Annotated in this window: 10 protein-coding genes; 5 read left to right on the top strand and 5 right to left on the bottom strand. The window is 70.1% G+C overall.

Annotation, left to right across the window (positions count from 1 at the left end; all coding sequences use genetic code 11):
• From VGF64_01705 to VGF64_01685, 5 genes are all read right to left on the bottom strand, one after another.
• Positions 1–2,549: ATP-binding cassette domain-containing protein (locus VGF64_01705; protein ID HEY1633444.1), on the bottom strand; the 2,549-nt coding region annotated here is incomplete at its 3' end.
• Positions 2,550–2,565: 16 nt separating this feature from the next.
• Positions 2,566–4,134: a hypothetical protein gene (locus VGF64_01700; protein ID HEY1633443.1), complete on the bottom strand. Its 1,569-nt coding sequence runs from the start codon at positions 4,132–4,134 to the stop codon at positions 2,566–2,568.
• Between the two features lie 19 nt (positions 4,135–4,153).
• Entirely contained in the window at positions 4,154–5,467 is a 1,314-nt protein-coding gene (locus VGF64_01695) for a hypothetical protein (protein HEY1633442.1), read from the bottom strand.
• Between the two features lie 369 nt (positions 5,468–5,836).
• Positions 5,837–7,117: an amidohydrolase family protein gene (locus VGF64_01690; GenBank protein ID HEY1633441.1), complete on the bottom strand. Its 1,281-nt coding sequence runs from the start codon at positions 7,115–7,117 to the stop codon at positions 5,837–5,839.
• A 10-nt stretch (positions 7,118–7,127) separates the two neighbouring features.
• Positions 7,128–8,414 (bottom strand): CoA transferase, encoded by a 1,287-nt coding sequence (locus VGF64_01685; GenBank protein HEY1633440.1) that lies wholly within the window; start codon positions 8,412–8,414, stop codon positions 7,128–7,130.
• A gap of 141 nt (positions 8,415–8,555) precedes the next feature.
• Between VGF64_01685 and VGF64_01680 the strand changes: the two genes are divergently transcribed.
• From VGF64_01680 to VGF64_01660, 5 genes are all read left to right on the top strand, one after another.
• Positions 8,556–9,773, top strand: a complete 1,218-nt coding sequence (locus VGF64_01680; GenBank protein ID HEY1633439.1) for an amidohydrolase family protein — start codon at positions 8,556–8,558, stop codon at positions 9,771–9,773.
• A gap of 12 nt (positions 9,774–9,785) precedes the next feature.
• A complete protein-coding gene (locus tag VGF64_01675; protein ID HEY1633438.1) occupies positions 9,786–11,036 on the top strand; it encodes a hypothetical protein in 1,251 nt (416 codons plus the stop codon).
• Positions 11,033–11,854 carry an enoyl-CoA hydratase-related protein gene (locus VGF64_01670; GenBank protein HEY1633437.1) on the top strand — a complete coding sequence of 274 codons (822 nt, stop codon included), beginning with the start codon at positions 11,033–11,035 and terminating at the stop codon, positions 11,852–11,854. Before VGF64_01675 ends, VGF64_01670 begins: the two co-directional genes overlap by 4 nt.
• Positions 11,855–11,860: 6 nt before the next feature.
• On the top strand, positions 11,861–13,141 hold the full coding sequence (locus VGF64_01665) for an acyl-CoA dehydrogenase family protein (GenBank protein HEY1633436.1): 1,281 nt from the start codon (positions 11,861–11,863) through the stop codon (positions 13,139–13,141).
• Positions 13,117–13,912: enoyl-CoA hydratase/isomerase family protein (locus tag VGF64_01660; GenBank protein ID HEY1633435.1), on the top strand; the 796-nt coding region annotated here is incomplete at its 3' end. The genes VGF64_01665 and VGF64_01660, both read left to right, overlap by 25 nt.

The following is a 13,912-nucleotide window of genomic DNA, read 5'->3' as shown; positions in this document are numbered from 1 at the left end:
GCCTCCCGCTGGGCCACCCCACCGGTGGGCTCGTCCAGCAGCAACAGCTTCGGTCCGGCGGCCACCTGGGCGGCCAGGTCGCAGATCCTTCTGGTGCCGGTGGACAGCTCGTCGGTCAACACACCCGCCCAGGCGCTCAGGCCGAAGCGCTCGAGCAGGGCCCGCACCGCCTTGCGGCTCGAGCCCTCACCGGCCCGCACCCACGGCGCCGAGGCGGCCGAGGCCAGGACCCCGACCCGGTGCTGGGTGCTCATGGCCACCTGCATGGTCTCGGTCACAGTGAGGCCGGGGAACAGCGTGGCCTGCTGGAAGCTGCGCCCGAGGCCGTAGGTGGCCCGCAGCTCGGGGGGAAAGTCGCTCACGTCCACCCCGCCCACGACCACCGCACCGCCGTCGGCGGACAGCATCCCCGAGGCCACGTTCAACAGCGTGGTCTTGCCCGCCCCGTTGGGCCCGATCAGCCCGACGATCTCGCCTTCTCGCACCTCGATGGACACCCCGTCGAGGGCCCGGTGGCCCCCGAAGGCGAGGCGCACGTCATCGACGCCCAGCACGGGCGCGTCGGCGGCCACCACGGCGCGCTGGTCGGTCTCGGCCGCCAGTCGATCCAGGCGTCCCTGCCACCACGACTGCACGGCCCCGGCGATGCCCTGGGGGTACTTGCGCAGGGTGAAGATCAGCCCGACGCCGCCGAAGAGGAGCTGGGCACCGATGGCGGCGCCACCCTTGGCCCCGAAGAGGTTCGACAGGTGCGGGCTGACCAAGAAGTTCAAGCCATAGACGATCACGGCCCCGGCCACGGCCCCGCCCACCGAGCCGATGCCGCCGATCACCACCCCGGCCAGGATCGCCAGCGACAGCTCGGCGGGGAACTGGCTGGCGGACACGTCCCGGTAGGCATCGGCCCACAGCACCCCGGCCGAGCCGGCCAGGAACCCCGAGATGCACAGGGCCCCCACCTTGACCGTGGTGGGCGTCACCCGGAAGGTGGCGGCCCGCTTTTCGTCGTCACGCACGGCGATGATGAGCCGCCCCGGTTGCGACCGCCGGAGGGCCCACATGGCCGCGCCCCCCACCACGACCACGCCGAGGGCGATGTAGTAGACGACCAGCTGGGACGAGGGGTGCCCGAGGCCGCCGGCGACGCTCGGGGGGCTGAGGACGATGCCGAAGGGCTGGGCCGAGCCGAACCAGGACTGGTGGAACAGCCAGTCAGGGGCGATGACGGCGAGCCCGAGCGTGGTCACGGCCAGGGTGAGACCAGGCACGCGTAGCGCCGGCATGGCGACCAAGGCCATGATGGCGGCGCCCACCACCCCGCAGACCAGCAACAGGAACAGCACCGACCAGCCGGCGGGCATCAGGTGGCCGGCGACGAAGGCACCGGCGCCGACGAGGGCGAACTGGCCCAGGCTCACCTGGCCGGCCCAGCCGATGGCCACCGTGAGCGAGAGCGACACCACCGCATAGAGCAGCACCAGGGCCAGGTCGAAGCGTGATCCCTCGCTGTTGAGGATGGGGATCAGCGGGACAATGAGCCCGACGAACAACGCCCCCGCCAGCAGGACGCGCCCGTGGTAGCGGACGGCGAGCCGGTCTCTGATGGCCTCGGGGATGCGCAGCGGGGCCCGGTCCTCGACGATGGCCCCCGCGGTGGCGAACACCCGTCCGATGGCGCCTCCCCGGGCGAGCACGATGCCCATGATGATCAGGAACACGACGAGCTCCGAGGTCCCGGCGTTGGAGGTGATCGCCAGTGTGATCTGCTGGGCCAGGCCGATGACCAGTCCCCCGCCGAGGGCCGCCGGCAGCGAGGTGAAGGCCCCGAAGGCGGCCGCCCCGAGGGCCAGCAGCAGGAGCTGGGGCCCGAGGGCGGCGGCGGCGAAGGCCCCGTTGCCGCCGAACGAGGGGCTCTGCAGGATGGCCGCCACCGCCGACAAGCCGCCGGCGATGGCCCACGTGACGGCCGACACCTTGGCCGTGGAGACCCCCGACAGGCGCGCCGCGTCGGGGTTGGACGCCGCGGCCCGGATCATCGTGCCCAGGAGGGTGAAGCGCAGGAACACCGCTAGCGCACCGACCAGGATGGGAGCGAGGACGAGGACCATGATGTCGGCGCCGCCGAGGACGACGCCCCCCACCTGAACACTGGAGTGGAACGGCAGGGGATAGCCCATGTTGAGCAGCTTCGCCTGGTCGGGGCCGAGGCCGGGGATCAGGGCCAGGGCGAGGAGCACCTGGGTGACCCCGACGGTCGCCAGGAGGAGCGAGACCGACGACGCCGATCGCGCCCGCAGGGGCCGCACGACCCAGCGCTCGACCCCGAGTCCGACGGCGATGCCGACGGGCACGCACACCGACAGTGCGACCCACCAGCTCAGGCCCCAGTCGATGACGAACTTGGCCAGCAGCTGGGCCGACAGGGCGCCCAGCTGGGCATGGGCCAGGTTCAAGAACCGGTTGGACTTGTAGACCAGCACGATCCCCACGGCCAGCAGGCCGATCAGCATCCCGTTGATCAGACCCAGGACGAGGGTGCCAGAGCTCATGGTTGGCTCCTTCGCATCAGAAGGAAGGCTGGAAGTTCGGGCTGGCGAGCTTCCAGCAGCCACACGACGCGAAGTAGGTGAGCGGCCGCCAGAACTCGCCTCCCGTGGTCGTGCCCGGAGCGGAGAAGCTGTTGGGCCCGTCGGGGAAGGCAAAGGGGATCGAGCCCACCCGCTGCAGGCCGGCGGCCAGCTGGTCCGGGGCCGGGCTCGGGGCATGGTCGAGGGCGGCCGCGAACATCCACACGATGTTGCAGACCGCGCCCGCGAACTGGTCCGGCGACGTCATGGTCCCGGGCTGGCCGTGGCTGGTCATGATCTGGTCGCAGGCCGTGTCGGCCGGGCCCTCGTGGAAGCCGGGCGAGTTGTTGGCGCCGTACTGGTTCGGGGAAATGGCCAGGGCGCCGTCGAAGTTGCTCGGGTCCGGGGCGAACGCCGGGTTCGCGGTGACGGCCGTGGTCCCCATGTCCGGTATCGCCCACCGGGGGTGGAAGCCCTGGGCCTGGGACGTCTTGGTGATGTTCTGGGTGTCCTTGATGTCGTTGTCGATCGTCGCCGTGGTGACGCCGTCGCTCTTGAACTTGAGCACGGCCTGTTCGATCACCGACGGCGCCGCGAACGAGGAAGGACAACCAAGGTCGCTGCGATCGATGGCGCTCGGCGGGACCCCGACCGCCTGCAGGTCGGCCATCATCGCCGCGTTGACCTCTGGCTGGCAGTCCGAGTAGAAGACACCGAGCTTCTTGAAGCCCTGAGCGGGGTTGAACACGTTGAACTGCCTCGCCGCGTTGGCGAAGTTGCGGTAGATGACCTGGATCTGCCCAGCGGCGCTGAAGTAGTACGGGGAGAACTGCTGGAGGTCCTTCGACGAGATCGGGATCTCTTCGACCACTGGGATGTGGTTCTGCAGCAGGCAGGTGTCCGGGTTCTGCGGCAGGAACCCGGAGAGGACGGCGAAGTCCTTGTGCTGGACGAAGGCCAGGCACCCGCTTTGCGCCGTGGACGAGTCGGACTCGTTGTAGGTCTGATAGTCGGCGACGAGATGGTTGCATCCCGCGCCACCGGACTTGTTGATCGAGTCGATCGCCGCGCTCCACATCGCCTGCTGGCTGCTGACGCTCGGGACCCCGAGGACGCTGTTGAGCCCTGCGGCGTTGATGAGGACGACGCCGACACTCGTGTTCTTCGGCTGACCCGAGCATCCCGCGGCGAGGAGCGCCCCCGGGCTGCCGGCCGCCCCGCCCGCGCCGCCCGCGCCCGCTGCGGACGGACCGCCGGCCGCCAGGCTCGTTCCTGTCGAGCTGCCGGATCCTGCGGCGGCGGGTCCCGCTCCCGCGGCGCCGCCGGTGTCTCCCGCCCCGCCGGGTCCCGCCCCCGTCGAGCCGCCGGTGCCCAGCGCCCGCGCCCCGTTGGAGCCCGCTCCGAGGTTGGTGCTCGACGGTCCGCTGGCCAGGGGGACGGCGATCCAGATGATGAGGGCCAGGACGGTGACCAGCGCACCAACCGCTGCTGACTGCTGGCCGGCCGACGCCCGTCGCCACCACAAACGGAACTCGAGGAACGGCGTCGTGGCCGTCATTCCCTCCATCAGGCTCTTCCCTCTCTCATCATCGAGGTACCGGCCCTTCCCAGAGCCGCCACAGCGCCACCGAGGTGGCGGGGTTGTGCCCCGACGAGGCCTTCAGGCAGCGGGAGTCGGCGGCGAGCACAGCGGCGGGCGCCGGAGCCTGCGCCGCCTCGGAGGCGACCGGCAGGGCGGCGGCGGCGGGGTAGCGACCGAGCGTGGAGGCGAAGGCAGCCGGCGAGGAACACGCACCGGCGGCGTCCAGAGACCTGGCCACGAAGGACGACTTCGACCACACCCCCGCCGAGTCGAGCGCCGACCACAGCGGCTGGTCGGCGCTGGCGGTGCCGCCGTCGAGCCAGGCGACGCCCGCGGTGGGGTGGCCCGGTGCGTCACGGGCGGCGACGAGGCCGGCCACGGTGTCGGCGGCGACGGTCCCCGGGTTCGAACCGCTCGGGGCGGCGCCTGTGCCGATCTCGACGAGCTGGACGGGCCCGAGGACGGCCAGGACCTGTCCCACCCAGGAGCCGAAGGCCGCCGGACCACCGGCCGCGGCGGGCTCGGGCACCAGCAGCAGCTGGACGAGGGCGCCGTCGTGGACGACGCCACCGATGGCCCCGGCCAGCGTCGGGGACACCGTGGCTCCTTGCACCAGCCCCACGGGCACGGTCGGCGTCTTCCCAGCCATCTCGGCCGACAGCGCCGGGCTCCAGCTGCTGTTCGGCGCGCCCACAGCCCCAACCGGCGCGTCCAGGTACATCCACTGCTTGGGTACCTGCGGTGCGGCCGCCGGTCCACCAGGAAGGGCTCCGGCCGGGACCGTGCCCGAGCCCGGAGCGAGCACCTGTGCGCACAGGGCGCTCACCTGAGCGACGATGCTGTCGAGTGGCGTGGTGGTGGTGGGAAAGGGCACCGGGCACGTCGCGCTGGGCGTGGTGGGACCACCGGGCGTGCCCGATGCACCGCCGGCGTCGGGGGCGAGGCTCCCGCTGTCAGCGGAGGCCGCAGCGCCGCTCCCGTTGTCGGAGGATGTCGAGCCGAGGCTCCCGTTATCGGCTGCGGGCCCGGTGGCGCCCGAGGTGTCCAAGCCGGCGGAGATCCCAACGCCTGAGGGATTCGAGGCGAGCGGCGCGCTCGGGCCCGTTGGAGATGCGGCGGCCTGGCCCGCCGACGTTGCCGAGCTCAGCGGGAAACCAGCTGCGAAGTTCGCCAGCACGCCGCCACCGGACGGGACTGCGATCCAGATGAGAAAACCCAGGGTGGCAGTACCCGCCGCGACCGCCCGCGATCGAGGGCCGTTCGACGCTCCTCGCCACCACAGACGGAACGCCGGAAACGATGCGTCAACCTCCGTCATGTGACGTGCGCTCCCCAGCTTCGACACCCGTCGATCAATCCCAGCCGCCGTCGCGAACCAACCCCCACACGGTCCTCCTGACGGAACCTCAGTTCCAGCAGTAACTTCGCCGAGCCACAGCAGGCTCCTGCTCGATTCCTGGATTTGTATAAAATATCTGTCGTGGCTCAGTTAGGGCTGCAACGCCCAATTCCGCTCAAGGCCCCAGCTGGGCACAATTGCATATTATAGTACATACTATTCGGGAGCGGAAAACTCCTGCTGAGCATCGCGACAGTGTTGCTGGGCCGGTTCAATCAGGGGAAGAGCCCAGCGACCGGTCCTCCAGACAGCGGAGCTCGTCGAGCGTGAGCCTCTAGCCGGGCCGAATCACGCGGAGGCTTGCTTTGCCAGTGCGCCCAGGTCGGCGCCCACCTTGGGCTCGAACCGGCCCTTGTCGAGCGAGCGGATGCTGACGTCGTGCCCGGCGGCCTCCTCCCGAAGGGACCGAACGGTGGACCGGCCGCGCGGACGGTGGGCGAAGGGATCCATCCCGTACCAGCGCACCGCGTTGCGCCAGGACATCTGGTGGATCTCGTCGTCGGGCACGCCGTCGGCCGCCTTCGCCAGCTCCTCGGGCGCCTCGGGCCAGGACGAGTCGGAGTGAGGGTAGTCACACTCCCAGGCGATGTTGTCCATGCCGATGAGGTGCCGAAGACGGATGCCGACCGGATCAGCGATGAAACAGGTGAGGAAGTGCTCACGGAACACCTCGCTCGGCAGCCGGCCACCGAAGTCCTGACCCGTCCACAGGTGGTGCATCTCGTAGGTCCGGTCCAGGCGGTCCAGGAAGTACGGGATCCAGCCCGTTCCCCCCTCGGACAGAGCGATGCGGATCGGCGGGAAGTCCTTGATGACCCGCGACCACAGTAGATCCGCCGCCGCCGAGCAGATGTTCATGGGCTGGAGCGTGATCATGACGTCGACCGGCGCGTCGGGACTGGTGACGGTGAGGGTGCCCGAGGACCCCAGGTGGATGGACAGGACCACTCCCTCGTCGCACAGCGCCCGCCACAACGGGTCCCAGAGGCGGTCATGGAAGCTCGGGAAGCCGAGCATTGCCGGGTTCTCCGTGAAGGTCAACGAGTGGCACCCCTTGGCCGCCACCCGTCGCACCTCGGCGGCCGCCAGCTCAGGATCCCAGAGGACGGGAAGCGCCATGGGAATGAAGCGACCCGGGTAGGCGCCGCACCACTGCTCGATGTGCCAGTCGTTGTAGGCCTGGACGACGGCGAGGGCGAGGTCCTTGTCCTGGCAGGCCGCAAACAGACGTGCGCTGAAGCCGGGAAACGACGGGAAGCACATCGAGGCGAGGACGCCGCCGGCGTTCATGTCCTTGACCCGCTCGTGGACATCGAAGCATCCGGGGCGCATCTCGTCGAAGGAGGTCGGATCGACGCCGTACTCCTCGCGCGGTCGACCGGCCACGGCGTTGAGACCGACGTTCGGGATGACTGCGCCATTGAACGTCCACACGTCAGAGCCACTGTCGGTCCGGACCACCCGAGGTGCCTCGTCCTGGTACCGCGCCGGCAAGCGCCCGTCGAACATGTCAGGCGGCTCGATCAGGTGATCGTCGACACTGACCAGGATCAGATCAGCTGCGTCCATGGCGGCCTCCTCAAAGGACGACGCCTTCGGCTCGCAAGGCGTCGAGCTCTTCGTCGGTGAGACCCATATCCTTGCGCAGCACCTCGCCGGTGTGCTCGCCGAGCCACGGAACCCTCGTCTCGGGCCCCCGCGCCACCTTGCTGAGCCGCACCGGGTTGCCCGGAGTCAGGATCGATTGATCGACGCCGTCCGACCGGGGCATCTCGACAAGCATGTCGCGGGCAGCCACGTGCGGGTCGTGGACCACCTCCTCGTCGCTGAAGCACGGGCCGGCGGGGATGCCGGCGGCCGCCAAGGCTTCACAGGCCTCGAGCTTGGTCAGCGACGCCGCCCAGCCCTCGACGGCTGGACGCAGGACGTCCTCGAGGTGGGCCACCCAGCCCTGGCGGGTGGCGAAGCGAGGGTCAGAGGCCCACTCGGGATGGCCGATGAAATCCACCAGCTTGGCGAAGTGCTGCTCCCGGGCGACCTGGACGATGAACCAGCCGTCCCTGGCCCTGAAGCCGTCCAGCACGAGGTTGCCGAGGTCGCCGCCACTCATGCCCATGGACCAGAAGTTGGTCACGACATCGGTCATGGCGATCGTGGCGTCCAGCATGGCGACGTCCACCTGCTGGCCTTCGCCGGTGCGGTCGCGATCCCGCAGAGCGGCGAGGACGCCGACGGTGACGAACAGCGCCGTGCCCAGGTCCCCGAGCCCGCCCACCGGCACGACCACCGGGGGCTCGTCGCCGGACCGCTTCATCTCGTAGATGCCCGACATGGCCTCCACGATCGGGGCCATCGCCGGCCACCCGGCATAGGGGCTGACCCCGTCGATGGGCCGGCCTCCCGGGCCGGCCTTGTCCCCGCTGCCCGAGACGGGCCCGAAGCCCGAGACCGACGCATAGATCACCGCCGGGTTGACCGCGGCGAAGTCCTCGTAGGCGAGCCGGAGCGCGCTCATGGCTCCCGGCCTGAAGCTCTCGGCCACGACGTCGAACCCGGCGGACAGCCTCAGCACCAGGTCCCGACCGCGCTCGTCCTTCAGGTCGACGCACATGCTGCGCTTGTTGAGGTTGTTCCGCAGGAACGTCGCCCCCACCGGGCGGTCCTCCGGGTCGGTCATCATGGGCGCCGACGTGCGGCCCATGTCGCCCACCGGTGACTCGACCTTCACCACGTCGGCTCCCAGGCGAGCGAGCAGCTGAGTGGCGAAGGGCAGGGCCTGCATCTGCTCGAAGGTGAGCACCCGCACGCCGTCGAGCGGCTTCCCCCGCTCGACCATGCCCTCGTTGGCAATATCACCTAGTCGCATTCTCACCCAGTCGCATCTCGTACACTATATACGAGCAGGCCGTCGACAGACGTCCCGTCGACGTAGCTCCGATCGACTGCTGCGCCGACCGTGACCCCCGCAGCCCTCCGAGCCCACCCCCCTTCGTCTATAATATGCGATGTGGCCGTGCAGGAGCTGACGGGCATCCCCCGGATCATCGATCTCGACGCCCACGTGGTGGAGCCACCCGATGTCTGGTCGTCGCGGCTCCCCCACCGCTACCGCGCCGTCGGCCCCCGCATCGAGCTCCTGCCAGCGGGACGGCCGAAGCTCTCGGGCTCCAGCTACGTCGAGGAACCGGGGATCGATGCGCCCTTGGTCGCCTGGTGGTGCTACGAGGACCACAAGTCGTCAGTGAAGCGGACGATCGCGGCCGCCGGGTATCCCGCCGAGGAGGTCAAGCTCGAGGGGGTCACCTACGACCAGATGCGGCCCGGCTGCTGGCACCCGCAGGCGCGGCTGGCGGACATGGACGAGAACTGGGTGGAGGCCCAGCTCTGCTTTCCGAACTTTCCGAGGTTCTGCGGTCAGCAGTTCCTGTGGGGCAAGGACCGGGAGCTCGCCCTCCTGTGCGTGCGCGCCTACAACGACTGGATGGTCGAAGAGTGGTGCGGATCGTCGGGCGGTCGGCTGATCCCGCTCTGCCTGATCCCGCTGTGGGACGGCGATCTGGCCATCAGCGAGCTGCGCCGCAACGCTGAGCGCGGCGTGCGGGCAGTGGCGTTCTCGGAGCTACCCACGTATCTCGGCCTGCCCAGCATCTACAGCGGTGAGTGGGAACCGTTCTTCGCCGCCTGTGAAGAGACCGAGACGGTGCTCTGCATGCATATCGGGTCAGGCACCAAGACGCCGCAGGCCTCTCCGGATGCTCCTGACGCGGTGCCCGCCACCATCCTCGTCGGCAACAGCATCAACAGCCTGACCGACTTCCTGTTCTCGGGTGTCCTGCATCGTCACCCGCAGCTTCGGCTGATGTACGCCGAGGCTCAGATCGGGTGGATACCGTTCGTGCTCGAGCGGGCCGACGACGTCTGGAGGACGCATTTCGGCTGGGCCGGCAGCCAGCGCTTCTGCCCGGAGCCGCCCTCGACCTACTACCACCGCCAGGTGAGCAGCTGCTTCTTCAAGGACCCGGTTGGTATCGATCTGCTCGAGCGGGTGGGCGCGGACCGCATCGTGTTCGAGACCGACTACCCACATCAGGATGGCACCTGGCCCCACTCGCGCCAGGCGGCGACCGAGCAGTTCGGCCATCTGGACCAACCCGTGATCGATCGGATCGCGCGAGGCAACGCCATCGACCTCCTGGACCTGCCCTTTGCCGTCGACGGGCGCTAGCGTCGCGTGAAGATGGCTGAACCGGGGACCATCACCGATGAGGGCGTGGCCCGGCTGCGAGCCCGCATCGGCGTGCCCGAGCCGCACCCGCAGCCACCCCATTACGTGCGGCCGGACGCCGACGCCTTCCGCCACGTCGCCATCGCCTACGGAGACGACAACCCGCTGTGGTGTGACCCCGGCTACGCGGCCGGTACCCGCTGGGACGGACTGATCGCCCCCCCGCCCCTTGTGGGGGGCGACACCCTCGTCGGAGAAGACGAGATCGGTGCCCTCGCCCCTGAGCACAGAGAGCTGATGAAGGGCGACCCGCTGCGTGGAGTCCACGCCTTCTATTCGGGCAGCGCTCGGGAGTGGTGGGCGCCGCTGCGACCGGGGCTACGGGTCTTTCGTCGCAACGCCTTGGTCGCGGTGCTGGACAAGACCAGCGACTTCGCCGGCCGGGCTGCGCACGAGTGGACCGGCCAGGTGTTCCGTGACGAGACCGGCACGCTCCTCTCGGGTCAGTACCGGCTCATGATCCGCACCGAGCGCACCAAGGCCCGGACCCGGGCGAAGTACGACGACACCGAGATCAAGCCCTACACCGACCATCAGATCGACGAGATCGAGTCGCAGTACGCGACCGAACGGCAGCGCGGCGCCGTGCAACGATGGTGGGAGGACGTCGACGAAGGAGACGAGATCGGGCCGCTGGTCAAGGGTCCTCTCACCGTCACCGACATGATCTGTTGGCACGTCGGCATGGGCATGGGCCTGTACGGAGTCCAACCCCTGCGCCTGAGCTGGCGCAACCGCCAGCGCGTCCCCCGGTTCTTCCACCGCGACGGGCTGAACATCCCCGACGTGATGCAGCGGGTGCATTGGGACCCCGACTTCGCCCGCAGCTCGGGCAACCCGACCACCTTCGACTACGGGCGCATGCGAGAGACGTGGCTCATCCACCTTTGCACGGACTGGATGGGAGACGACGGCTGGCTGTGGAAGCTCGACTGCGAGTTCCGTCTGTTCAACTATGTGGGCGACACGCAGTGGCTGCGGGGAACCGTGACGCGTCGCTACCTGGCCGAGGGCGACCGCCCGGCGGTCGACCTCGACCTGCGGGCGGACAACCAACGAGGCCAGCTGACCACGCCCGGCCACGCCACCATCTTGCTGCCGAGCCGCGAGCACGGACCGGTCCGGCTCCCAGACCCTCCGGGGGGCGCCACCGACCTCCAGAGCGCCCTCGAGGCCATCGCCGAAGGCTTCCAGGAGAGATGAGCGGGAAGGCCTACCGGGGGGTCGCCGGCCTGCGCGTCGGGCTCACCGAGGACGGCATCCTTCGCCTCCTGCTCGACCGCCCCGAGAAGCGGAACGCCTTGAACGACGAGATGGTCGCCGCCCTCATCGAGGCTATCGACATGGCAGGCCGCGATGAAGCAGTGAGGGCCATGCTCATCGGCGGCACCGGCGACCACTTCTGCGCCGGCTTCGACATCATGGGCCGCAATGCCGAGGCAGGAGACGGTCGACCTCGCGCGGGCAGCATCCAGCGCCGGCTGCCGTCCCAGGCGCACCGCCTCATACCCCTCTTGGCCACCGTCCAGACGCCGGTCGTGTGCGCGGTGCGGGGGTGGGTGGCGGGCATCGGCCTGCATCTCGCTGTGGCCGCCGACTTCACGGTGGCCGCCGACGACGCGCAGCTCTGGGAGCCGTTCGCCGAGCGCGGATTCACCCCCGACAGCGGGGGGACGTGGTTGCTCCCGCGCCGGGTGGGCGAGGTGCGGGCTCGGGAGCTGCTGCTGCTCGGTCGCCGGCTCGACGGAGCCGAAGCCCTCGCTTGGGGAATGGTCGCCCGGGTCGTCCCCGCGGCCGAGGTCGAGGGCGAGGGCGACAAGCTCGCGGCGCAGCTGGCGAGCGGCCCCACCGTCTCCTTGGGGCTCACCAAGTGGCTGCTACATGCCGCGGCCAGCGCGCCTCTCGAGAGCCATCTGCGGGACGAGGCCTTCGGCCTCGAGCTGTCGTCGCGGAGCGAGGACTTCCGTGAGGGTCTCGCCGCACTCAAGGAGCGGCGCGAACCACGGTTCAAAGGGCGCTGAGCGACGGTGACCGACGTCGACCGAGATCTCGAGCACCGCCTCCGCGTCGATCGTGACACCGATGCCGACCAGGTCGCCAAGGCGGTGCGGGCGTGGATCGACGACCACCTGCCCGTCCCGTGGCGGGAGGCGGCCGAGCGGGGAGGGGCAGCGGCCATCCGTCAGGTGCGCTCTCGCGACGAGTACCAGGCCTGGTATCCGGTGTTCGGTCGCTCGGGCATGGTCGTCCCGACGTGGCCGGCAGCGTACGGCGGCCTCGACGTCAGCCCGGCGATCGCGAGGGTGATCGACCGCGAGCTGTCGCCGTACAACCTGGGCCGCCTCAACCCACTGGGCCTCAACCTGGCCGCCCCCGCCCTCTTCGATCACGGCAGCGAGGCACAACGGCGGCGGTTCCTACCGCCGATCGTGCGCAACGAGGAGACTTGGTGTCAGCTCTTCAGCGAGCCCGGGGCGGGATCCGACCTGGCGTCACTCGCCGCCAGGGCCGAGCGCGACGGCGACGAGTGGGTGATCACGGGCCAGAAGGTGTGGACCACCTGGGCGCACCGCTCTGACTGGGCCGTGCTGCTGGCCCGCTCCGATCCGGCCGCTCCGAAGCGCAGGGGCATCACCTACTTCCTGCTCGATCTGCACCAGGCGGGCGTGACGGTGCGGCCGCTGCGCCACCTCGGTGGCGAGGCCGAGTTCAACGAGGTCTTCCTCGACGGAGCACGAGCGCCCGACAGCCAGCGGGTCGGTGAGATCGGCGAGGGCTGGCGGGTCGCGGGGTCGACGCTCTCCGGCGAGAGGCAGATGGTCTCGGGATCGGGCTCGGGTGGTGTCGACCGCATCGGCGGCCTCGGCGTAGACCATCTGATCGAGGTGGGAGCCAAGATCGGCCGGGCTGCGGATCCGGTCGTCCGCCAGGAGCTCGCTCGCCTCTACTCCGAGGAGCGCATTCGGGGCTGGACCAACCAACGGGTGCGGGCCAGCCTCAGAGCAGGCCGGGCGCCGGGGCCGGAGAGCTCGATCGGCAAGATCCACCAGGGTGCCCTCAACAAGCGGGTCCAGCTCCTCGCCAGCGACCTGCTGGGCCCGGGCGGGCAGGCCTTCGCCGCTGTATCGACCGACTACGCCGCCTCGCTCCCGCGCGAGGTGCGGGGAATGCTCCGCAGCCTGGCCAACACTATCGAGGGCGGCACGACCGAGGTCAACAAGAACATCGTGGGCGAGCGGGTGCTCGGCCTCCCGAGGGAGCCCGACCCCTGGCAGCACGCCCCGTGGCGCGACACCCCGCGCAACTGATGGGGTACGCGTCGCTGACGGTGGAGACACAGGGCCCGGTGGGTTGGCTCGTCTTCGACCGCCCGGCGGCCGGCAACGCCATGGATGCGACCATGCTGGCCGAGCTGGAGACGGCGTGGCAGGAGCTCGACGCCGATCCCGCGGTGCGCGTGATCGTCAACACCGGCGCCGGTCGGGCGTTCCAGACCGGCCTCGACATGGTCCAGCTGACGCGCGACCCCGACGCCCTTCGGGAGCAGTCGCGACGCACCAAGCGGGCCGAGCTGCGGCTCACGGCCTGGCACAACAAGGTGTGGAAGCCGGTGATCGCCGCCGTCAACGGCATCTGCGCCGGCGGCGGGCTGCACTTCGTCGCTGACGCGGACATCGTGATCGCCTCGCGCGAGGCGACGTTCCTCGACGCCCACGTGTCGGTCGGACAGGTGACCGCCTACGAGGCCATCGGGCTGCTCCGCAAGATGCCGGCCGAGGCCGTGATGCGCATGGCGCTCGTCGGACGCCACGAGCGGATCTCGGCCCACCGGGCCCTGGAGCTCGGCATGATCAGCCAAGTCGTGGATCCGCCCGAGCGACTGCGGGAGGAGGCTCAGACCCTGGCCGAGAAGATCGCCCGCAACTCGCCCGCGGCCATGGCCGCCACCAAGCGGGCGCTGTGGCAGGCCCTCGAGCTGGGGCTGACCGACGCCTGCCGGGCCGGGGGCAAGGAGCTGGCGTCGCTGTGGGGCCACCCCGACCAGGAGGAGGGTCCCCGAGCCTTCGCCGAGAAGCGCG

It is taken from the genome of Acidimicrobiales bacterium, assembly GCA_036491125.1.
GTDB lineage: Bacteria > Actinomycetota > Acidimicrobiia > Acidimicrobiales > AC-9 > AC-9.
Note: the sequence above shows the minus strand (reverse complement) of the source record. Positions and strands in the feature narration are given on the sequence as shown.